Source organism: Streptomyces sp. NPDC093109, assembly GCF_040701725.1.
Taxonomy (GTDB): Bacteria; Actinomycetota; Actinomycetes; order Streptomycetales; family Streptomycetaceae; genus Streptomyces.
In genome coordinates this window covers 62,917-83,736 of record NZ_JBFBEZ010000027.1, presented here as the reverse complement: position 1 = coordinate 83,736, position 20,820 = coordinate 62,917, and the positions used below count along the sequence as shown (strand labels likewise).

Below are 20,820 nucleotides of genomic sequence, written 5' to 3'. Positions count from 1 at the left end.
TTGCTCACGCCATGCCTCCGTCGGGCGAGTGCGGGTTCTGCGGGTTCTGGCTGTTCTGCGCGTTCTGGCTGTTCTGACCGTTCTGGGCGCCGGGTGACGCCTGGTGCGGCACGCGGGCCTCCTCGGAGGCAGCGGCGGCGGCCTCCGCGCTGGCTCTGCGTCCTGCGACGACCTCGTCCACCGCGTCGAGCACACCACGGTAGCCGGAGCAGCGGCAGAGGTTGCCGCAGAGCGCCTGGCGGGTCTCCAGCTCGCTGGGGGCGTGGTTGCCCTCCAGCAGGTCGTGGACGGTCATGGCCATGCCGGGGATGCAGAAACCGCACTGCACCGCGCCGCACTTGGCCAGCGCCCGCTGGACGTCGGAGGGTTCGCCGTCGGCGGCGAGGCCCTCGACCGTACGGACCTCGGAGCCGGCCGCGGTGGCGGCGGGGACGAGGCAGGACGCCACGAGCCGGCCGTCGACCTGCACGTTGCAGGCGCCGCACTCGCCCTGCGAGCAGCCGTCCTTGGCGCCCGCGAGGCCGAGGCGCTCGCGGAGCACGTACAGCAGCGACTCGCCGATCCACGCGTCGGTGACGGGGCGGTCCGCGCCGTTGACGCGCAGGACGTAGGAGCCGGAGGGGTGTTCGGCGCTGCCGTTGCTGCTGGTGAGCGGCTCGGGAGCGGCGGGTTCAGGAGCGGGAGCGAGCTCGGGGGCGGGGTCGGGTGTCTCGGACACGGCGGCGGGCAGAGCCGCACCCGCGTCCGCACCCGCGTCCGCTTCCGTAGCCGCGCTTCCCGGATCCGCCGAACCCGCGCCCGGGGCGCCCGCGTCGGGCGCGGCGGTGTCGCCGTCGGCCGCCCAGGGAGCGGCGGCGCCGCCCGGCAGTGTCGCGGGCGGGCTGCCGCCGGTCCACTGCGAGGCCAGCGCGGCGGTGCTGAACTCACCGGATTCCTCCGGCAGCTCGCCCCCCGCGACGGGAATGGTCCACTGGCCGGTCAGTTCGGCGCCGCCCTCGGCAGCGCCGCCCGTGCCGGATGCCTGGCCGGTATCAGGACCCATGCCAGGACCCATGCCAGGACCCGCGCCCGGACCCGGGCCGGCGTGCAGGTCCGCCTCGGCGGCGGTGGCGGAGAAGTTCCAGTGGCTCGTGCCCTGCGACTCGTAGCCGCCGGGACCGTAACCGCCGTGCCCGTAGCCGCCCGTGCCGCCGTCGCGCGCGGGCTCGGGCCACTGCGTGGCGCCGGCCCCCGCGACCGGCTGCGCGGCCCAGCCACCTGGCGCCGCCTGGTCGTTGGGCGCGGGCGGGCCGATGCTCGGCGGTACGTAACCGTGCCCGGGCGCGGCCAGCGGCGCGTCCTGGGAGTCCTCCGGGGGCAGCTGGACGAACGCGGTCGACTCACCGTCGTAGTCGCCGCCCTGCGGGACCGGCTGCCAGCCGCCCGGTGCCACGGGCGTCCCGGTGCCGGGGTTCTCATTGGTGGTCACGACAACGCCCTCCCCAGTGCCCGTCGGGCCAGCGCGGCGACCGTACGCCGCAGATGAAGTATGGCGGCCGACGGCGGGGGTGCCTCTCCCCCGCCCGGCGGCGGCTGGTCCGGGATGCACGCGGCGGCGACGTACTCGCCGAAGGCGGCGAGCGCCTCCTGCGCGAGCCCCCGCGCGCCGTCCCAGTCGATGAGCGAGGCGATCCAGCGTTCGGCCTCCAGCGGGCGCAGCGGCATCGGCGCGATCGCCCCGACCGCGCAGCGCACTCCGCGCCGCGCCGGATCGAGGACGACGGCGACGGACGCGGTGGCCCGGCCGGGGCCGGTGCGCCCGGTCGCCTTGAGGAAGACCTGGGGCGCGTGCAGCAGCGGTACGCGTACGAAGCCGATGAGTTCGGCGGGCGCCAGCATCTCGCGGCCGGCCAGCAGGTGCGACACGGGGATCTCGCGCCGCGCGCCGTCCGGGCCCGCGACCACCAGATCGGCTTCGAGCGCGGCGAGTACGGGCAGGGCGTCACCGGTCGGGGCGGCGCTGGCGATATTGCCGCCGAGGGTGCCCGCGTTACGGATCTGGGGCGGCCCGGCGGCGCGTGCGGACGCGGCGAGCGCGGGGATCAGTGCCGCGAAGTCCGGCCTGCCCATGCGCGCGTGGGTGAGACCGGCGCCGAGGAGCGCGTGGCCGTCCTGATAGTGCCAGCCGCGCAACTCGCTGATCCGGCCGAGGCCGACGAGTCCCGCGGGCCGCAGCTGGCCTTTGTTGACCGCCGCCATCAGATCGGTTCCCCCCGCGACGGGCACGGCGGCGGGCATCGCGGTGAGCGCCCCCACGGCCTCGTCGAGAGAGGTCGGCAACGTCACGAACTGCGCCGTTTGCGGTGCGTGCGTGGTCAACCCAGCTGCCCCTTTCCGGTGTCCCGGTGTCCCGCCTGTGTTGCCGTACCGTACGTGCTCACAGCCCGGACGTGGCAACTCTGGCACATCTTCCGGGCCCGTCGTCGCGAGGGTCCACGAAGGGTGCATCCGTCCCCGACCAGGGGGAAGGTCCGGTTTCGCACCTCTTCACCGTCAGATGCGAAATGCCACTCTTCAGCGGTCGTTGTACGACTTATCCGTACGGATCGGGCGAGCGGACGGACCGTCGGACGGCCCTCGGCGGTGCACCGGCGGACCGGTTCACGCCCGGTTCACAGCGGGTTCACACGATCGGGGTCGACGCGCCGGGGCAACGGGCCCCCGGACGGCCGATATTCGCCACAGCGGTTTTCCGCCGCAGCGCGACGACCGCCGCGCGACCGGACTCGTACGGAGAACGCGAACGGCCCCCGGAGCGCGCCGCACACGCGCGCCCCGGGGGCCGTTCGACGCCGAAGGCCGGTGGCTACTTCTTGCCGCCGTCCTTGCCGCCCTTGCCCTTGTCCTTGTCCCCACCGGGGCCCATGGACTCGTAGATCTCCTTGCACATGGGACAGACCGGGTACTTCTTGGGGTCGCGCCCCGGTACCCAGACCTTCCCGCACAACGCGACCACGGGAGTGCCCTCCAGGGCGCTCGCCATGATCTTGTCCTTCTGGACGTAGTGGGCGAAGCGCTCGTGGTCGCCGTCGCCACGCGACACCTGCGGTGTCGGCTCCACGAGGGTGCCCGTGCCTGCCCCGCGATCGGGCTCAAGAGTGCTCATGGGAGCCAAGGGTACCCACGCCGGGCCCGTCGTGGCGGCCCCGGGTCCATGCACTCCGCAGCCGCGCGCTCACGCATCGCGCCGACACGCCGGGGGCGGGGGCGGGGCAGGACGGCGCAATCAGGCCAATCCCCCTCCGGACGCGCCCGGGGACGGCCCGCGGAACAGCTGACGGGACAGCCGACGGGGACGGCGGCGGGTCAGTTGAGCGACGGATCGTCCGGGTAGGTGGCGACCATCGCCAGCTCGCTGCGCTGTCTGCGCAGCACGGCCCGCCACAGCCCCTCGGGCCGGGGCGAGGAGACGTCGCCGGGCTCCGAGTCGACGACGTACCAGGCGCCGTCGCGCAGTTCGTTCTCCAGCTGGCCGGGGCCCCAGCCCGCGTACCCGGCGAAGATACGGAGCGAGCCGAGCGCCCGCGCCAGCAGCTCGGGGGGCGCGTCGAGGTCGACGAGGCCGATCGCCCCGTACACCCTGCGCCAGCCCAACGGCCCCTCGCCGCCGGGGATGACGGCGAGGCCGAGCGCGGAGTCGAGGGCGACGGGGCCGCCCCGGAAGACCACCCCGGGCTCCCCCGCCAGCCCTCCCCAGGGCTCCAGGATGTCCCCGACGTCCACCGGGGTGGGCCGGTTGAGGACCACGCCGAGGGAGCCCTTCCCGTCGTGGTCGAGCAGGAGGACCACCGCGCGGTCGAAGTTCGGGTCGGACAGGGCCGGTGTCGCGACGAGCAGCCGCCCTGTGAGCGAGGACACCTCGGTCATGCGAGCCATGATCCCGCATCTTCGCCGCGCGCGGGGCGCGCCCGGCACGGTGGGCCGGATCGCGGCTCCTACCGGGCGGCGGAACGGCCGTGGAACGGCGGTGGAACAGCGACGGAACCGCCGCGGAAGACATGGCGCGCGAAGGGCGCGAACCGTACGGAGACCCGGGCGACCGCCCGTACGGAGCCGCACACGGTGACCCTGCGCGAGGGGTTGTCCACCGTACGTGCCGACCCTCCGCCGTTACATGTCCATCACGTGTCCTGCCCGCCCCGGCCCTTACGGGACAGGGGCCTTCGCCCCTTACCCTTTTCCTTGACCACCTGCCCGCCCACTCCGGAACGCGAGATTCATGACCGCCACAGACGATGTAATGCTTGTCCACGGTGGGACCCCGCTGGAGGGCGAGATCCGCGTCCGAGGCGCGAAGAACCTGGTGCCGAAGGCCATGGTCGCGGCGCTGCTCGGCAGCGGTCCGAGCCGGCTGCGCAATGTGCCCGACATCCGTGATGTCCGGGTCGTGCGGGGGCTGCTCCAGCTGCACGGGGTGACGGTGCGCCCCGGTGACGAGCCGGGTGAGCTGATCCTCGACCCGACGCACGTCGAGAGCGCGAACGTCGCGGACATCGACGCGCACGCGGGCTCGTCGCGTATCCCGATCCTCTTCTGCGGCCCGCTGCTGCACCGGCTCGGCCACGCGTTCATCCCGGGTCTGGGCGGCTGCGACATCGGCGGCAGGCCGATCGACTTCCACTTCGACGTGCTGCGGCAGTTCGGCGCGACGATCGAGAAGCGGGCGGACGGCCAGTACCTGGAGGCGCCGCAGCGGCTGCGCGGCACCAAGATCCGGCTGCCGTACCCGTCGGTCGGCTCGACGGAGCAGGTGCTGCTGACGGCCGTGCTGGCCGAGGGTGTCACCGAGCTGTCGAACGCCGCGGTGGAGCCGGAGATCGAGGATCTGATCTGCGTGCTCCAGAAGATGGGCGCGATGATCTCGATGGACACCGACCGGACGATCCGGATCACCGGGGTCGACCGGCTCGACGGCTATACGCACCGGGCGCTGCCGGACCGTCTGGAGGCCGCGTCGTGGGCCTCGGCGGCGCTGGCCACCGAGGGCAACATCTATGTGCGGGGCGCGCAGCAGCGCTCGATGATGACGTTCCTCAACACGTACCGCAAGGTCGGCGGGGCGTTCGAGATCGACGACGAGGGCATCCGCTTCTGGCATCCGGGCGGCTCGCTGAACGCGATCGCGCTGGAGACGGACGTGCACCCCGGCTTCCAGACGGACTGGCAGCAGCCGCTGGTGGTGGCGCTGACGCAGGCGTCGGGGCTGTCCATCGTGCACGAGACGGTGTACGAGTCGCGGCTCGGGTTCACCTCCGCGCTGAACCAGATGGGCGCGCACATCCAGTTGTACCGGGAGTGCCTGGGCGGTTCCGACTGCCGCTTCGGGCAGCGCAACTTCCTGCACTCGGCGGTCGTGTCGGGTCCGACCAGGCTCCAGGGCGCGGATCTGGTCATCCCGGACCTGCGCGGCGGTTTCTCGTATCTGATCGCGGCGCTGGCGGCGCAGGGCACCTCGCGGGTGCACGGCATCGACCTGATCAACCGCGGCTACGAGAACTTCCTGGACAAGCTGGTGGAGCTGGGCGCGAAGGTCGAGCTGCCGGGCGGCACGCTCGTCTGACACGGTGGACCCGGGAACCCGGGGAGCCGGACTGCCGCGGAGCCGCTGACCAGGGGCTCCGCGGCTCTGTACGGCCCGCTGACGGCCGAACACAGCAGGGGCGGCCATCCGGATCGGATGGCCGCCCCTGTGCGTCGTACTGGTGCCCTGTACAGGAGGTACAGGCACGGTTCGCCTATGGGTGTTACTTGCCCTTGGCGGCTTCCTTGAGCTTGGAGCCCGCGGAGACCTTCACGCTGTAGCCGGCCGGGATCTGGATGGGGTCGCCGGTCTGCGGGTTACGAGCGGTGCGAGCGGCACGGTGGGTGCGCTCGAAGGTCAGGAAGCCGGGGATGGTGACCTTCTCGTCGCCCTTGGCGACGATCTCGCCGACCGTCTCGGCGAGAGCGGCCAGCACAGCGTCGGCGTCCTTGCGGGTCACCTCGGCGCGGTCGGCCAGGGCGGCCACCAGCTCACTGCGGTTCATGTTGTTACTCCCGTGTTCTTCTTGCCTGTGAGGCGTGAGATCGAAGCCGATGCTGCCAGGGCCCTCGGACAGTCCCCGGACCCGGGTCTGCTGACAGACCCTCGCGCCCGAATACGCATCCTGCCCCCACCAGCGGCGGGAAAGCCAATCCGGCACCCTCCGGAGTCACACGAAAAGCGCCACTGCCTCGTCGTCGTGACGTTCCGTCGACTCTGTGGAGACTCCTTGGAGCCTTGGGGCCCTTGAACCCGCCGGAGGCCCTGAAAACCTCCCTGGAGCGGCGGTGCTCATGGTCCGCCACCCTAGAGGGGCCCGTGGGGCCCGGCGAATCGCGACGCGCCGGGCACCGGACGGACGTGAGATGTACCACCGGCGGACGCAGCGGTACGGGACCCCGCTCAGCCCTCGCCGTTCGCCTTCGCGGCCTCGCGCACCGCGCCCGCGACCGCGCCCGCGACCTTGTCGTTGAAGACCGACGGCACGATGTAGTTCGCGTTCAGCTCGTCCTCGCCGACGACGTTCGCGAGGGCGGAGGCTGCGGCCAGCATCATGTCCGTGTTGACCGTGCGGGACTGGGCGTCCAGCAGGCCGCGGAAGACACCGGGGAAGACCAGCACGTTGTTGATCTGGTTGGGGAAGTCGGAGCGGCCCGTGGCCACCACGGCGGCCGTCTCGCGGGCGATCGCCGGGTCCACCTCGGGGTCCGGGTTGGCCAGCGCGAAGACGATCGCGCCGTCGGCCATGGCGGCCACGTCGGCGCCGTCCAGCACGTTCGGGGCGGAGACCCCGATGAACACGTCGGCGTCGACCACGGCCTCCTTGAGGGTGCCGGTGACGCCCTCGGGGTTCGTGTTGTCGGCGATCCAGCGCAGCGGCGACTCGGGGGCCGCGTCGACGAGGTCGGCGCGGTCCGCGTGCACGACGCCGTGGATGTCGGCGACGACCGCGTGCTTGACGCCCGCCGCGATCAGGAGCTTCAGGATGGCCGTACCCGCGGCGCCCGCGCCGGACATGACGACCCGTACGTCCCCGATGCCCTTGCCGACCACGCGCAGCGCGTTCGTCAGCGCGGCGAGCACCACGATGGCGGTGCCGTGCTGGTCGTCGTGGAAGACCGGGATGTCGAGCGCCTCGCGCAGCCGTGCCTCGATCTCGAAGCAGCGGGGGGCGGAGATGTCCTCCAGGTTGATGCCGGCGAAGCCGGGCGCGATGGCCTTGACGATCGCGACGATCTCGTCGGAGTCCTGGGTGTCCAGGCAGATCGGCCAGGCGTCGATGCCGGCGAAGCGCTTGAAGAGGGCCGCCTTGCCCTCCATGACCGGCAGCGCGGCCATCGGGCCGATGTTGCCGAGGCCCAGCACGGCGGAGCCGTCGGTGACGACCGCGACCGAGTTGCGCTTGATGGTCAGCCGGCGGGCGTCCTCGGGGTTCTCCGCGATCGCCATGCAGACACGCGCCACACCGGGCGTGTAGATCATGGAGAGGTCGTCACGGTTGCGGATGGGGTGCTTCGACTGCATCTCGATCTTGCCGCCGAGGTGCATCAGGAACGTACGGTCGGAGACCTTGCCGAGGGTCACCCCCTCGATACCGCGGAGCTCTTCCACGATCTCTTCCGCGTGGCCGGTGGAGCTGGCGGCGATGGTGACATCGATCCGCAGCTTCTCGTGGCCGGAGGCGGTCACGTCCAGACCGGTCACCGAGCCGCCGGAGGATTCCACGGCCGTGGTCAGCTGCGAGACCGCGGTACCGCTCGCGGGCACCTCCAGCCTGACCGTCATCGAGTACGAGACGCTGGGCGCCGTTGCCATGACCGTGTTCCTCTTCTTTCCTCAGCCTCATTGCTGCCCCGTCCGGCCCCTGGAACCGGAGAGACCTTCAGATGGTCGCACCTACTGGCCGGTAACAGGTAAAGACCTTTATCTACGGAACCCGTCTTCCAGAATGCGAGACGGACGCACACGGAAGCGGGCCGGCGGGGAAACAGCGGCGGGCCCCCACCAGAACTGGTGAGGGCCCGCTTCCGCACTGAGGCCGAAGGTGGCACCGGCCCGCCATGCTCGCCTCGCGGCAAGTGGTCGCTCGAAGCGACTAAGGTTGGGCCCGGGGGCTTGGATCGAACCGGTGCCACCCCCAGGCTAACAAACCACCCGCGCCAAGTGATTCCCTCCCGCGCGAGTTGACCCGCGGTCAACCCGGCGGGTCAACCAATGGGTCAACCGATGGGTCAACCGGCGGATGACCGGCACACCGGCCGGCACACCCGCCGGCGCACCGGCCGGCGCTCACTCCCGCAGCAGGTCGGGCACCCCGTCCGCGTCCGGCTCGTCACGGGCCGCCGAGACCACGGTGAGCTGCTGGGTCGCCCTGGTCAGCGCCACGTAGAGAACCCGCAGACCGGCCGGGGACTCGTCCGCGATGTCCGCCGGGGAGACCACGACGGTCGCGTCGTACTCCAGCCCCTTGGCCTCCAGACTGCCCAGCGCCACCACCCGGTCACCGAGCCCCGCCAGCCAGCGCGCCGCCTGCTCCCGCCGGTGCATGGCCACGACGACGCCCACGGTGCCGTCCACCTGCTCCAGCAGCCGCCGCGCCTCGTCCCGTACGGTCGCGGCCAGATCGCCGTCGCCCACGGCGGCGAAGCGCGGCCGTACGCCGGTGGAGCGCACCGCCCGCGGGGACTCCATGCCGGGCATGGCCAGATGGAGGACCTTGGCGGCCAGCTCGGCGATCTCGGCCGGGTTGCGGTAGTTCACCGTCAGGGTGAAGCGGCGGCGCGGGCGCGTGCCGAGCGCCTCGTCGCGGGCCTCGGCCGCCTCGTCCGGATCGGACCAGGACGACTGCGCGGCGTCCCCGACGACCGTCCAGGTGGCCTGCCTGCCGCGGCGGCCCACCATGCGCCACTGCATGGGCGTCAGGTCCTGCGCCTCGTCGACGATGACGTGCGCGTACTCCGTACGCTCCGCCGCCAGCCGCTCGGCCCGCTCGCGCTGGGTCTCCTCGCGCCTCGGCATCAGCTCCTCCAGCCCGGTGAGCTGGTCCAGCGGGTCCATCTCGCGCCGCTTGCGCGGGCGCGGGGGCGCGCCGAGGAGCATCTCCAGCTCGTCCAGGAGCGCCACGTCGTGCACGGAGAGCGCCCCCTTGCCGTCGGGGCCCAGCCGGGCGAGCGAGCGGGCCAGCCGGCGGCTCTCGCCCTGGTTGAGGATCCGGCGCGACCAGCGGCCCAGGCGCCGTTCGTCGCCCATCGCGGCGAGCACGGAGCGCGGAGTCAGCTCGGGCCACCAGGCGTCGAGGAAGCCCGTGAAGTCGTCCTCGGTGGTGATGTCCTCGTCGAACGACGAGCGCAGCTCCGCCGCCAGTTCGGGGTCGGTGTGGCGGCCGGCGGAGCCCGACTTGGTCCACAGCGCGTCGAGCAGCAGCCGGCGGGCGCGCGGCCTGAGCAGGTTGACGGGCGCGGTGCCGCTGAGCACGGTCTGCCGGATGCGGTGCAGCTCGGACTCCGCCAGCTCCAGCCGGCGGCCGAAGGCGACGACCCGGAGCCGGTCGGTCCGTACGGCACGGACCTGCTCGTCGTCGGGGCCCTCGGAGCCGTCGGGGCCGTCCGGGTCCTCGCCGAAGGCGAGCTGGGCGCCGCCCCGGTCCGACTGCCGGCGCCGCCCGCCACCACCCGCGGAAGCGCCTCCCGATGCCCCCTCCAGCGCGCCCCTGGCCGCGTGGCGCAGCACCCGTGTCATCCGCGCGGAGCCCTTGACGCGGGCCACGGCGGGTTCGTCGTACGCGGTGGCCTCCGCGCCGTCCACCAGGGACCCGACCGCGCGGATGGCGACCTGCCCCTCCTCGCCGAGCGAGGGCAGCACGCCCTCGGTGTACGCCACGAGCAGCGGCGTCGGCGAGACGATCAGGATGCCGCCCGCGTACCGCCGCCGGTCCTGGTAGAGCAGGTACGCGGCGCGGTGCAGCGCGACGGCGGTCTTGCCGGTGCCAGGACCGCCCGCGACCTCGGTGACGGACGCGGCGGGGGCCCGGATCACCAGGTCCTGCTCGGCCTGGATGGACGAGACGATGTCGCGCATGGTGTGGCTGCGGGCCTGGCCGAGCGCGGCCATCAGCGCGCCGTCGCCGATGACGGCGAGCGGGTCGCCGTCCAGCGTGGCGGTGAGCTCGGGCCGCATCAGGTCGTCCTCGACGCCGAGGACCTGGCGGCCCTTGGAGCGGATGACCCGGCGCCGTACCACCCGGCCGGGATCGACCGGTGTGGCGCGGTAGAACGGCGCGGCGGCGGGCGCGCGCCAGTCGATGACCAGCGGCGCGTAGTCGGAGTCCAGGACGCCGATCCGGCCGATGTGGAGCGTCTCGGCGATCTCGGCGCTGCGGCCGTCGCGGATGGCGTCGTCGGCCGGTTCGACCGAGGTGAACGCGCCGTCCGGGCCCTTCTCGCCGTCCTTGCCGCGCAGGAGATCGACGCGGCCGAAGAGGAAGTCCTCGAACTCGTTGTTGAGCCGGTTGAGGTGGATCCCGGCCCGGAAGACCTGCGCGTCACGCTCCGCAAGGGCTCCCGGGGTCCCGACCTGCCCCCTTTTGGCGGCGTCGTTCATGAGGAACTCCGCCTCGTGGATCTTCTCCTCGAGGCGGCGGTACACCTGGTCCAGATGGTGCTGTTCGACGCCGATCTCGCGGTCGCGAACGGAGTCGTGCCCCGTGTCGCGTGCGGGATCGACGGCGGGTCCAGCTGATTGAACAGCGGCATCCTGCGCGGCCACCGAGGCCCCCTTCATGACGTGCGTTGGGCAGCCGTCAACCGTACGCGAAGGGGGCCGTTATGTCAGGCAGGGATCTCCACGAGCTTGTCGCCGTCGAGCGTCACGACCTCGAAGTGGTCGATGTCGTTCTTCGGGATCGACGTACCGCCCTGCACGTAGAGCGGCTTCTTGCCGGCCGCGTTGGGGCTGTCCGGGATGCCGTAACCCCACTCGGGCACGGCCCAGGTGGTGACGGTCTCCTTGGCACCGGTGCTGGAGACGACGATGAGGCTGCACTTCAGCGGCCCCTTGACGTTCTTCAGCTCCAGCATGGCCTCGGTGCCCCACAGCTTCTCCGCCATGCTGACGGAGGCGCTGACCTTGGTGGTGGGATCGGTGGCGCTGAGTTTGCCCGACGCCGACTGGAAGTCCGCGGCGGGGTCCCTGGGCGGCTGGGCCTGGTTGCTCGTGCCGCCGGAGTCTCCGGAGGTGGCGACGATCGCCCCCACCGGTCCGGCGATGATCAGCGCAGCCGCGGCGGCGACCAGATACAGTCCGCGCCGCTTCCGCTTCGCCCGTTTGACGGCGACCTCGTCGACCAGCCGGTCGAGCAGCTGGGGAGTCGGTTGTACGGAGACGGACGGTGTCGGAATCTCCGCGAGCGACATGACCCCGGGCGATATCGGGGTGACGGACGCTCCGCTGAACGAACTGGACAGGTTGGGCGAGCCGAGCGAGGAGGGCGCGTCCCCGAGCATGGCCAACATAGGTTCCATCCCGGAGAACTCCTCCAGATGGACGGCGCAGATCCGGCATCCGGCCAGATGCGCCTCGAAGGCTGTCGCCTCGGCATCGTCCAAGATTCCGAGGACATATGCTCCGACGGCTTCATGCACAGTACTTTCGTCGCCCAGTCCGTACTGCTCGTGCGTGGTCATGCCGAGACCCCCCTCTCCTCCAATGCGAGCTTCATCGAGCGCAGTGCGTAGAACACACGGGAACGCACGGTCCCGCTGGGTATGCCGAGCGTCTCGGCAGCCTCATTGACGGTACGTCCCTTGAAGTACGTCTCCACGAGTACTTCCCGGTGAGCGGGGGTCAAATCCTCCAGCGCATCCGAGAGCGTCATCAGCCACAACGCCTTGTCGATCTCGTCCTCCGCGGGCATGACCTCCAGCGGTGACGGATCGACTTCCTGCGGCCGGGCCTGCCGGCTGCGGTGTCCGTCGATGACGATGCGCCGAGCGACCGTCACCAGCCAAGGTCGGACAGATCCGGTCGCCCTATTGAGCTGGCCGGCGTTCTTCCAGGCACGGATAAGCGTTTCCTGTACGACATCCTCGGCCCGCTGGCGGTCGCCCGCGACAAGACGCATGACGTAGGCAAGGAGCGGTCCGGCATGTTCCCGGTAGAGCGCTCGCATCAACTCCTCGTCGGGAGCGGGAGCAGGAGTATTGGTGCGCGGTGTCGCGCTCCGGTGTCGGGCCCGGTGAGGGCGGTCATCGGCCACGGCCGCATCCTTGCGCACCTAAACCTCCCGGTCGAGACCTTCTTGGCTGCTTCTCCCTCATCAATACGGAGCCCGGGGCCGCCGCACTCAACACCGCCGAAGAAAGTTTCAAGATCTTTTGAGCCATCCGGCAGGCGTCCTGGGCGGGTTCGCGCCGATCCGGGACCCACGAAGGTTTCGTGCAGGACACGTGGAGGATCTGTCAGGGACCCGTACAGGAAGCACGCAGAGTTGGCTGAAAATCGTCCAAGAACCTTATGTAATTCCCACACAGGACACGACTTCAGCCACGACAACCGACCACCAACCAGCCACGGTCCGGCGCGGTGATGCCGCGGGGATGCGCATACGGAAAGATCGCCGGGGCCGCTCCGCCCCCGCCCCCGCCCGCACGCCCGCGACCGCCGCCCACCCCGCCGACGCACCGCCTGACGGAGCACCGGACCCCGTCCCCAAGCCCCCACGCCCCGGCCTTACTTCTCCCGCGCCCCCACCCGGCCCCGGCCCCCCGCCCCAGCGGCGCCCCTGGCCACAGCCGTCACCGGCGCCCCCGCCCGGACGGCAACAGCGCCATCGGAGCGCGCCTCCCGGACAGCGGGCGCCACCGGAGCGCCCGGCCCCGCCCGCACACCCCATACGCACCCCCGCACACCCCGCCGAGACGCCTCACGCGCCCGGCGCAGACCAACTTCCGTGCGCCGGAGCGAAGTTCGGCGACCGCCCATACCCAGCGCACGCCGATTCACGCCCGTCACCTCCGCGCATGGGGACGCACCGACAGCTATCAGCCACCCCAGGACCTCGGCCGGGGCCGCGGGGGTCACCCGAACCGGGTCTAAGCGGCTGTGTTCGGCGGGCCGTTGTGCAGGATGCGCTGGAAAAGCCGGTGATCACGCCACTCGCCGTCGATGTGGAGATAGCGCGGCGCCGTACCGATCAGCTCGAACCCGCACTTGCTCAGCACGCGCTGCGACGCCGCGTTGGCGAGGACCGTGCCCGCCTCGATGCGGTGCAGCCCCAGATCCTCGCGGGCCGACCGGCAGACCTCCTGGATGACACGGGTCGCCAGGCCGCGGCCGGTGTACGCGGCATCGACCCAGTAGCCGAGACTGGCGCTGCGGAACGGCCCGAGCGCGATGTTGGAGAGGGTGGCCTGCCCGACGATGCGCGGTCCGTCGGTGAGGTGCCAGCGCTGTACGGACGGATCCGCGAGGCGGTGTGCCTGGGCGCGCGCGGTGAAGAAGTCGGCGGGGCGGTCCGGCTCCCAGGGCCGCATGTGGTCGCGGTTGCGGACGAGCGCCTCGACGACCAGTTCGGCGTCGTCGGCGGTGGCGGGCCTGAGGCGGATCGTGGAGTCGTGGGCCATCCCCGTACCGTACGTACCGCACCGACGGCACGGGCAACAGGCACCCCGGAAGGCCCACGAGTCACGCGAGCCCCGGCCTTCCCGGGCGCCCGGGAAGCTCCCCGTACTCCCTCAGACGTCCGCGTACTTGGAGTCCGCCGCCGGATCCAGCGCCAGCCGGTAGCCGCGCTTGACCACCGTGTGGATCAGCTTCGGCGCGCCCAGCGCCGTCCTGAGCCGGGCCATCGCCGTCTCGACCGCGTGTTCGTCGCGCCCCGCGCCGGGCAGCACGCGCAGCAGCTCCGCGCGCGAGACCACCCACCCGGGCCGCCGCGTGAGCGCGCGCAGCAGCGCCATCCCGGCGGGCGGCACCGGCCGCAGATCGCCGTCCACCAGCACCGCGTGGCCCCGGATCTCGACGCGGTGGCCGGCGACCGGCAGCGTACGGGCCCGGCCAGGCAGCTCCGCGCAGAGCACCTGCACCAGCGGCCCGAGCCGGAACCGCTCCGGCTGTACGGTGTCGATGCCGCGCGCCTGGAGCGGCAGCGCGGTGACCGGGCCGACGCACGCCGCCAGCACGTCGTGGTGCAGGGCGGCGAGCAGATCGGACAGCTGCCCGCGCTCGTCGGCGCGGGAGAGCAGCGAGGCGGCGGCGGGCGCGCTGGTGAAGGTGACGGCGTCGACGGCGCGCGCGACGGTCGCGTCGATCAGCCGGTCGACCGGCGCGAGGTCCTCCGGCGGCATCCAGCGGTAGACGGGGACGACGACGACATCGGCGCCCCCGGCCCGGAGCGCCTCCACGAACCCGGGCAGCGGTTCGCCGTGCAGTTGCAGCGCGATCCGGCGGCCCTCGACACCCTCCCCGAGCAGGCGTTCCAGCACCTCGGCCATGGATTCGGAGCTGGGTGACCACTCCTCGGTGAGCCCGGCGGCGCGGATGGCGCCCTTCACCTTGGGCCCGCGCGCGAGCAGTTCGACATCGCGCAGACAGGCGAGGAGGTCCTCGCCGTGCCCCCAGCCGTCGGCGGCCTCCACCCAGCCGCGGAAGCCGATCGCCGTGGTCGCGACGACGATGTCGGGGACGTGCGCGATCAGCTCCTTGGTCGCGGAGAGCAGCTCCGCGTCGTCGGCGAGCTGCACGATCCGCAGGGCGGGCGCGTGGACGACGGTGCCGCCGCGCCGCTTGAGCAGCGTGCCGAGCTCGTCGGCGCGCCTGGCCGCGGTGACTCCGATGGTGAACCCCGCGAGCGGACCGTGGCGCTGACCGTCCATACCTCTCCCCACTGACAGACACTGCCGACCGAACGGCTCTGCCGGTGCACCGAGCCTGCCAAGGATGCGTGACGGGCCCGGTACACCGGAATTTCCCCCACGTTACGTCGGGCGCGCTCACACCTCCGAGTAGCTGAGCCGGGGCCCGCCGCTCTCGGCCACGACGGCCTCCTCGGACGCGGCGGCCGGCGCGCGAAGGTATACCGCCCAGGTGAGCCCGAAGCACGCGACGTAGAAGAGCAGGAAGACGACGAACGCGGATGTTCCGGTGCCGGCCGTCAGGAAGGACTGCCGGAAGGCGAGGTTGATGCCGAGCCCGCCGAGCGCGCCGACGGCCCCTATGAGCCCCATCGAGGCGCCGGAGAGCCGCCGCCCGTAGGCGTCCGCGGCGGCGCCGGTCATGCCCTTCTCGACGGCGCGGGCCCGGAATATGCCGGGGATCATCTTGTACGTGGAGCCATTGCCGAGCCCGGTGAGCAGGAACAGCGCGACGAATCCGACGAGGAAGACGGTCAGCGACTCGATGACCGACGCGAAGACCACGACGCCGGTCGCGACCGCCATGGCCGCGAAGTTCCAGAGGGTGATGCGGGCGCCGCCGTACTGGTCGGCCAGCCTGCCGCCGATCGGCCGGATCAGCGAGCCGAGCAGCGGCCCGATGAAGGTCAGCGACGCGGCCTGGAGCGGGGTGCGGCCGAACTGGGTCTGGAGGACAAGACCGAAGGCGAAGCTGTAGCCGATGAACGACCCGAACGTCCCTATATACAGAAGGGACATGATCCAGGTGTGCCGGTCGCGCACGGCCTCCCCGGCGGCGCCCGCGTCGTTCCGTACCGGCGCGAGGTTGTCCATGTACAGCGCCGCGCACACGGCGGCGGCGACGATCAGCGGGATGTACACGCCGAGCACGATGCGCGGGTGTGTGGCCCCGGCGGTCCCGATGACCAGCAGCCCGATCAGCTGCACGACGGGCACGCCGATGTTGCCGCCGCCCGCGTTGAGCCCGAGCGCCCAGCCTTTCTTCCGGAGCGGGAAGAAGGAGTTGATGTTGGTCATCGACGAGGCGAAGTTCCCGCCGCCGACGCCGGTGAGGGCCGCGACGGCCAGGAAGGTGCCGTACGAGGTGCCCGGCTCCATGACGAGGTACGCGGCGCCGGTCGGCAGGAGCAGCATCAGCGCCGAGAAGACGGTCCAGTTGCGTCCGCCGAAGCGCGCGACGGCGAAGGTGTACGGGACGCGCACGATCGCGCCGACCAGGGTGGCGGTGGCGATCAGGAAGAACTTGCCGGCCGGGTCGACCCCGTACTCGGGCCCCATGAACAGGACCATGACCGACCAGAGGGTCCAGATCGAGAACCCGATGTGCTCGGAGAGTACGGAGAAGACCAGGTTGCGCCGGGCGACGCGCTCGCCGGTCTCCCGCCAGAAGGTCTCGTCCTCGGGATCCCACTGCTCGATCCAGCGGCCCCAACGGCCCTCTTTGCGCGGTGCGGTGGTGGTGGTCGGGGCAGTCATCGCGCGCCTCCCGGACGGGATCGAATGGTGAGCCCCGACCGTAGACACACCGCGTTTCGGCCCGGTGCCGCCGGGTGACCGGTGCGAAACCTTGGTCTCACCCGGCGGCGCGGACCGCTGTGAGCGCTCGCGGACCGCTGCGAGCGCTGTCAGAGGCCGAGGACGGCGGCGAGCCGCCGCCATTCGTCCGCCGGCAGTCCGGTGGGGGTTCCGCCCCGGACGATCTGGAGGGCGACATGGTCGGCGCCGGCCGCGAGGAACGCGTCGATACGGTCGCGTACGCGCGCGTCGTCGCCCCAGGCGTAGACGGCGTCGACCAGCCGGTCGCTGCCACCGCCGGCGATGTCGTCCTCGGTGAAGCCGATGCGCAGGAAGTTGTTGGTGTAGTTGGGGAGTTCGAGATACCGGGCGAAGTGCTCACGGGCTGCACTCCGCGCGAGGCCGGGATCGGTCTCCAGTACGACCTTCAGATCGGGCGCGAGCAGCGGCGCCTCCCCCAGGATCCCGCGGGCCTCTGCGGTGTGCTCCGGCGTGACGAGGTACGGGTGCGCGCCCCCGGCGCGGTCCCGGGAGAGCCGGAGCATCTTCGGCCCGAGCGCCGCGAGCACCACCCGCGAGGCGGGCACCCCGGCCGCGTCAAGACCGTCGAGATACTCCACCATCGCGGAGTAGGGCCGCTCGTACTGTGCGGCGAGCTTGGCGTGACTGGCGCCGATCCCCAGCAGGAACCGCCCGGGGTGCGCGGCCTCCAGCTCCAGGAACCGGGCGCCCGCCTCGGCGGGCGTGTGCTGCCAGATGCTGAGGATGCCGGTGGCGACGGTGATCCCGGTGGCGCCCTCGACCAACGGCGCCGCGTCCTCGACCCCGGGACTCCCCCCGAACCAGACGGCCCCGTACCCCAGCGCCTCCAGCCGGGCGGCGGCCTCACCCCGCTCCCCGGGGCTCACGGTGTGCAGCTCCGCACTCCAGATTCCGTAACGACCCACAGCGTCCCGCAGAGCGGCCATCGGTTTCTCCCACCTGTCCCAGAGGAATGTGCCGGGCAACGATCCCCCACAACCCCCCGCGTACAGGCCCTATTCCGTCCGCTCGGCGCGGCCCCCGCGGGGACAGGAGCCGGAACATCGGATGTTTAGTATGATGCTCTCGTGACTCAGTGGGGGCGACCGAGATACCCCGATGCCGTCGAAACCCGAAGGGTGTGACCGCTTTGGTACAGCGCCAGATACCCAGACCCGCGGAGATCCTTGAGCTCGCCAAGTTCAAGAAGCCCCAGCTCAACGGAGGCAGGCGGCGGCTGGACAGGGCCCTGACGATTGACGATCTGCGGACGGTCGCCAAGCGGCGCACCCCGCGTGCCGTCTTCGACTACACCGACGGGGCCGCCGAGGGCGAGCTGTCACTGGCCCGGGCCCGCCAGGCGTTCGAGGACGTGGAGTTCCACCCGTCGATCCTCCGCAGCGTGCCCGAGGTGGACACCTCCACCACGGTCTTCGGCGGGCCCTCCGCGCTGCCGTTCGGCATCGCGCCGACCGGCTTCACCCGGCTCATGCACACCGAGGGCGAGAGCGCGGGCGCGGGCGCGGCGGCTGCGGCCGGAATCCCCTTCACCCTCTCCACGCTCGGCACCGCCTCGATCGAAACGGTGAAAGCCGCGAACCCCGAGGGACGCAACTGGTTCCAGCTGTACGTCATGCGTGACCGCGAGATCTCCTACGGCCTCGCGCGCCGGGCCGCGGAAGCCGGCTTCGACACGCTCTTCTTCACGGTGGACACACCGGTGGCGGGCGCGCGGCTGCGCGACAAGCGCAACGGCTTCTCGATCCCGCCCCAGCTGACCCCGGCCACCGTGCTGAACACGCTGTCCCGGCCCGGCTGGTGGTGGGACTTCATCACCACGCCCAAGCTGGAGTTCGCCTCGCTGACCTCGACGGGCGGAACCGTGGGCGAGCTGCTGGACTCGGCGATGGACCCGTCCATCAGCTACGAGGACCTGGAGATCATCCGGGGCATCTGGCCCGGCCGGCTGGTCGTCAAGGGAGTCCAGAACGTCGAGGACGCCAAGAAGCTCGCCGGCCTGGGGGTGGACGGCATCGTGCTCTCCAACCACGGCGGCCGGCAGCTCGATCGCGCACCCGTGCCGTTCCACCTGCTGCCGAAGGTCGTCGGGGAAGTCGGCTCGGACATGGAGATCGCGATCGACACCGGCATCATGCACGGGGCGGACATCGTCGCCGCCGTCGCCCTGGGGGCGCGCTTCACGCTCGTCGGGCGCGCGTATCTCTACGGCCTCATGGCCGGCGGGCGCGAGGGCGTCGACCGGGCCGTACACATCCTCTCGGACCAGATCGTCCGTACGATGAAACTGCTTCAGGTCTCCTGCCTGGAAGAACTCACCCCCCGCCATGTGACGCAGCTGACCAGGACGACGCCCCTGTTCCGGTAGGGCGCGCGAGGACCGCGCCCGACCGATCCAAACATCCGACCATTTCGTCTACAGTGGTCGGCATGGCGGTCACTGATGAGGCAATCCTCAAGATCAAGGCAATGATCGTTTCGGGCGAGCTCTCCCCCGGAACCCGGCTCCCACCCGAGAAGGAGCTCAGCGAGTCGCTCGGTCTCTCGCGCAACTCCCTGCGAGAGGCCGTGAAGGCGCTGGAGGTGATCCGCGTCCTGGACGTGCGGCGCGGCGACGGCACCTACGTCACCAGTCTCGAACCGAGGCTCCTGCTGGAGGCCCTGTCGTTCGTCGTCGACCTCCACCAGGACGATTCGGTCCTGGAGGTCTTCGCCGTACGGCGGATGCTCGAACCCCAGGCGGCGGCGCTCGCGTGCCGCTCGATCACGGACGCCCAGCTGGCCGAGATCGAGAAGCAGGTGGCGGACATCGGCGCGGACGCCGACGTCGAGGCTCTCGTGGCGCACGACATCGCGTTTCACCACCTCATCGCCGAGGCGACCGGCAACGCCTACCTCACGAGCCTGCTCGACTCCCTGTCGAGCCACACCGTCCGCGCCCGTGTCTGGCGCGGAATCACCGAGGGCGGCTCGGTCGCCCGCACGATCGACGAACACTCCGCCATCCTGGAAGCCGTGCGCCGGCGCAACGCGGAACTCGCCCAGGCACTGATGATCGCCCATGTCTCCGGAGTGGAGCACTGGCTCAGGAAGGCCCGCTGATGCGCGTCACACTGCACTCCGAGATCCGCGAGAACGCCGTCGACTCCTACCGGGAGCACCACGCCAGGATCCCCGACGACCTGGTCGCCGCGTTCGGCCGGCTGGGCATCCACGAGTGGACCATCTGGCGTTCGGGGCGGCGGCTGTTCCATCTCGTCGACTGTGACGACTGGGACGCCGTCATGGCGGCCCTGCCCCACGAGCCCGCCGATCAGGCGTGGCAGCGCGACATCGGGCGGTTCGTCGAACTGTTCCGTGACGCCGACGGCCAGGAGGGCACAGCGCCGCTCGAACTGGTCTGGGACCTCGCGGCACAGCGGGACGGTGGACGGTGACGGGCTCCGGCGCTGAGCTGATCGACGCCCACGTACACGTCTGGGACCCGGACCGGGTGCGGTACGACTGGCTCGCGGGCACGGCGCTGGACCGGCCGCGGCTGCCGGCCGACATCGACGACGCCGACGGTACGGTGTCGCGCTGGGTGTTCGTCGAGGCCGACGCCGCTCCCGCCGCCGCGCTCGACGAGGCGCGGTGGGTCGCCGGGCTGGACTGGCCGGGGCTGGCGGCGATGGTGGTCGCGGCCGATCTGGAGGCGCCAGACGCCGGCGAACGGATCGGCCGGGCGGCCGAGGAGCTGCCGCTGGTACGGGGAATCCGCCACCTGCTCCAGGGCCTGCCCCCGGAACGGCTCGCGGCGCCCGCGCTGGCCGGCGGGCTCGCCGAGGTCGGCCGCGCGGGTCTCGTCTTCGACGCCTGCGTGCGCTGGACCCAGCTCGACGCGCTCGACCGCCTGCTGGGCGACGCCTTCGACGGGACTGTCGTCCTCGACCACCTGGGCAAACCGCCGGTGGCGGCGGGGCTCCGCTCCGACGCCGGACAGGCATGGCTGACGGCGCTGCGGCGCCTCGCCCGGCACGAACGGCTGACGGTGAAGCTCTCCGGGCTCCCCGCCGAGGCGCCCGACGCGGCCACCCTGCGCGGGAACGGCCCGGATCTGCTCCGCGCGGCCCTCGACGTGTTCGGCGCGGAGCGCTGCATGGTCGCGGGCGACTGGCCGGTGAGCACCGGGGCGGACGGCAGGACGACCGCGCGTGAGTGGTTCGCTCTGGTGCGCGATGTCGTCGGCGCGCACGACTGGCCGCGGGTCGCGGCGGGCACGGCCCGCGCGGTCTACGGAATCCGCGACTGAGCGGC

19 protein-coding genes are annotated in these 20,820 nt (G+C 71.8%); 5 read left to right on the top strand and 14 right to left on the bottom strand.

Annotation, left to right across the window (positions count from 1 at the left end):
- Positions 1-4: 4 nt before the first annotated feature.
- The 5 genes from AB0389_RS24830 to AB0389_RS24810 all read right to left on the bottom strand — a co-directional run bounded on the left by AB0389_RS24830 (position 5) and on the right by AB0389_RS24810 (position 4,127).
- Positions 5-1,468: a (2Fe-2S)-binding protein gene (locus AB0389_RS24830; protein WP_366397679.1), complete on the bottom strand. Its 1,464-nt coding sequence runs from the start codon at positions 1,466-1,468 to the stop codon at positions 5-7.
- Positions 1,465-2,358, bottom strand: coding sequence for a xanthine dehydrogenase family protein subunit M (locus AB0389_RS24825; RefSeq protein WP_114659476.1), 894 nt, complete (start codon positions 2,356-2,358; stop codon positions 1,465-1,467). The genes AB0389_RS24830 and AB0389_RS24825 overlap by 4 nt, the downstream gene beginning before the upstream one ends.
- Positions 2,359-2,845: 487 nt before the next feature.
- Positions 2,846-3,145, bottom strand: coding sequence for a DUF3039 domain-containing protein (locus tag AB0389_RS24820; protein ID WP_114624094.1), 300 nt, complete (start codon positions 3,143-3,145; stop codon positions 2,846-2,848).
- Positions 3,146-3,345: 200 nt separating this feature from the next.
- Positions 3,346-3,906, bottom strand: a complete 561-nt coding sequence (locus AB0389_RS24815) for a YqgE/AlgH family protein (protein WP_366397678.1) — start codon at positions 3,904-3,906, stop codon at positions 3,346-3,348.
- A gap of 68 nt (positions 3,907-3,974) precedes the next feature.
- Positions 3,975-4,127, bottom strand: a complete 153-nt coding sequence (locus AB0389_RS24810) for a hypothetical protein (RefSeq protein ID WP_366397677.1) — start codon at positions 4,125-4,127, stop codon at positions 3,975-3,977.
- 131 nt (positions 4,128-4,258) lie between these two features.
- On the opposite strand from AB0389_RS24810, the gene murA reads away from it, so the two are divergent.
- Positions 4,259-5,599, top strand: a complete 1,341-nt coding sequence (gene murA / locus AB0389_RS24805; protein ID WP_366397676.1) for a UDP-N-acetylglucosamine 1-carboxyvinyltransferase — start codon at positions 4,259-4,261, stop codon at positions 5,597-5,599.
- Positions 5,600-5,783: 184 nt separating this feature from the next.
- Here the strand turns inward: murA and AB0389_RS24800 are convergent, their stop codons facing one another.
- The 9 genes from AB0389_RS24800 to AB0389_RS24760 form a co-directional block, all read right to left on the bottom strand.
- Positions 5,784-6,065 (bottom strand): HU family DNA-binding protein, encoded by a 282-nt coding sequence (locus AB0389_RS24800; RefSeq protein ID WP_003954777.1) that lies wholly within the window; start codon positions 6,063-6,065, stop codon positions 5,784-5,786.
- A gap of 398 nt (positions 6,066-6,463) precedes the next feature.
- Complete coding sequence (locus tag AB0389_RS24795) at positions 6,464-7,876, bottom strand: NAD-dependent malic enzyme (protein WP_366397675.1); 1,413 nt, start codon at positions 7,874-7,876, stop codon at positions 6,464-6,466.
- Between the two features lie 474 nt (positions 7,877-8,350).
- The gene (locus AB0389_RS24790) at positions 8,351-10,840 is read right to left on the bottom strand and encodes a UvrD-helicase domain-containing protein (protein WP_366397674.1); all 2,490 of its coding nucleotides are present in this window, start codon (positions 10,838-10,840) and stop codon (positions 8,351-8,353) included.
- Between the two features lie 47 nt (positions 10,841-10,887).
- Positions 10,888-11,742: a zf-HC2 domain-containing protein gene (locus AB0389_RS24785; RefSeq protein WP_366397673.1), complete on the bottom strand. Its 855-nt coding sequence runs from the start codon at positions 11,740-11,742 to the stop codon at positions 10,888-10,890.
- Positions 11,739-12,332, bottom strand: coding sequence for a sigma-70 family RNA polymerase sigma factor (locus AB0389_RS24780; protein ID WP_366397672.1), 594 nt, complete (start codon positions 12,330-12,332; stop codon positions 11,739-11,741). The genes AB0389_RS24785 and AB0389_RS24780 overlap by 4 nt, the downstream gene beginning before the upstream one ends.
- An 817-nt stretch (positions 12,333-13,149) precedes the next feature.
- Entirely contained in the window at positions 13,150-13,680 is a 531-nt protein-coding gene (locus AB0389_RS24775; RefSeq protein ID WP_366397671.1) for a GNAT family protein, read from the bottom strand.
- Between the two features lie 111 nt (positions 13,681-13,791).
- Complete coding sequence (locus tag AB0389_RS24770; protein ID WP_366397670.1) at positions 13,792-14,931, bottom strand: uroporphyrinogen-III synthase; 1,140 nt, start codon at positions 14,929-14,931, stop codon at positions 13,792-13,794.
- A gap of 117 nt (positions 14,932-15,048) precedes the next feature.
- On the bottom strand, positions 15,049-16,446 hold the full coding sequence (locus tag AB0389_RS24765) for a nitrate/nitrite transporter (RefSeq protein WP_366397669.1): 1,398 nt from the start codon (positions 16,444-16,446) through the stop codon (positions 15,049-15,051).
- A gap of 149 nt (positions 16,447-16,595) precedes the next feature.
- Complete coding sequence (locus tag AB0389_RS24760; RefSeq protein ID WP_366397668.1) at positions 16,596-17,453, bottom strand: LLM class F420-dependent oxidoreductase; 858 nt, start codon at positions 17,451-17,453, stop codon at positions 16,596-16,598.
- Positions 17,454-17,647: 194 nt separating this feature from the next.
- Between AB0389_RS24760 and AB0389_RS24755 the strand changes: the two genes are divergently transcribed.
- The 4 genes from AB0389_RS24755 to AB0389_RS24740 all read left to right on the top strand — a co-directional run bounded on the left by AB0389_RS24755 (position 17,648) and on the right by AB0389_RS24740 (position 20,815).
- Positions 17,648-18,892 (top strand): alpha-hydroxy acid oxidase, encoded by a 1,245-nt coding sequence (locus AB0389_RS24755; protein ID WP_366397667.1) that lies wholly within the window; start codon positions 17,648-17,650, stop codon positions 18,890-18,892.
- Between the two features lie 62 nt (positions 18,893-18,954).
- Positions 18,955-19,626 carry a FadR/GntR family transcriptional regulator gene (locus tag AB0389_RS24750; RefSeq protein WP_366397666.1) on the top strand — a complete coding sequence of 224 codons (672 nt, stop codon included), beginning with the start codon at positions 18,955-18,957 and terminating at the stop codon, positions 19,624-19,626.
- Positions 19,626-19,961: an L-rhamnose mutarotase gene (locus AB0389_RS24745; protein ID WP_366397665.1), complete on the top strand. Its 336-nt coding sequence runs from the start codon at positions 19,626-19,628 to the stop codon at positions 19,959-19,961. Before AB0389_RS24750 ends, AB0389_RS24745 begins: the two co-directional genes overlap by 1 nt.
- Positions 19,958-20,815, top strand: coding sequence for an amidohydrolase family protein (locus AB0389_RS24740; protein WP_366397664.1), 858 nt, complete (start codon positions 19,958-19,960; stop codon positions 20,813-20,815). The genes AB0389_RS24745 and AB0389_RS24740 overlap by 4 nt, the downstream gene beginning before the upstream one ends.
- The last annotated feature ends 5 nt before the right edge of the window (positions 20,816-20,820 follow it).

What these genes read in the sequence shown, in the direction of transcription:
- AB0389_RS24750 (WP_366397666.1), top strand. Translation starts at nt 18,955, where the DNA reads ATGGCGGTCACTGATGAGGCAATCCTCAAGATCAAGGCAATGATCGTT.
- AB0389_RS24770 (WP_366397670.1), bottom strand. Translation starts at nt 14,931, where the DNA reads ATGGACGGTCAGCGCCACGGTCCGCTCGCGGGGTTCACCATCGGAGTC.
- AB0389_RS24800 (WP_003954777.1), bottom strand. Translation starts at nt 6,065, where the DNA reads ATGAACCGCAGTGAGCTGGTGGCCGCCCTGGCCGACCGCGCCGAGGTG.
- AB0389_RS24815 (WP_366397678.1), bottom strand. Translation starts at nt 3,906, where the DNA reads ATGACCGAGGTGTCCTCGCTCACAGGGCGGCTGCTCGTCGCGACACCG.
- murA (WP_366397676.1), top strand. Translation starts at nt 4,259, where the DNA reads ATGACCGCCACAGACGATGTAATGCTTGTCCACGGTGGGACCCCGCTG.
- AB0389_RS24790 (WP_366397674.1), bottom strand. Translation starts at nt 10,840, where the DNA reads ATGAAGGGGGCCTCGGTGGCCGCGCAGGATGCCGCTGTTCAATCAGCT.
- AB0389_RS24820 (WP_114624094.1), bottom strand. Translation starts at nt 3,145, where the DNA reads ATGAGCACTCTTGAGCCCGATCGCGGGGCAGGCACGGGCACCCTCGTG.
- AB0389_RS24745 (WP_366397665.1), top strand. Translation starts at nt 19,626, where the DNA reads ATGCGCGTCACACTGCACTCCGAGATCCGCGAGAACGCCGTCGACTCC.
- AB0389_RS24795 (WP_366397675.1), bottom strand. Translation starts at nt 7,876, where the DNA reads ATGGCAACGGCGCCCAGCGTCTCGTACTCGATGACGGTCAGGCTGGAG.
- AB0389_RS24760 (WP_366397668.1), bottom strand. Translation starts at nt 17,453, where the DNA reads ATGGCCGCTCTGCGGGACGCTGTGGGTCGTTACGGAATCTGGAGTGCG.
- AB0389_RS24785 (WP_366397673.1), bottom strand. Translation starts at nt 11,742, where the DNA reads ATGACCACGCACGAGCAGTACGGACTGGGCGACGAAAGTACTGTGCAT.
- AB0389_RS24775 (WP_366397671.1), bottom strand. Translation starts at nt 13,680, where the DNA reads ATGGCCCACGACTCCACGATCCGCCTCAGGCCCGCCACCGCCGACGAC.
- AB0389_RS24765 (WP_366397669.1), bottom strand. Translation starts at nt 16,446, where the DNA reads ATGACTGCCCCGACCACCACCACCGCACCGCGCAAAGAGGGCCGTTGG.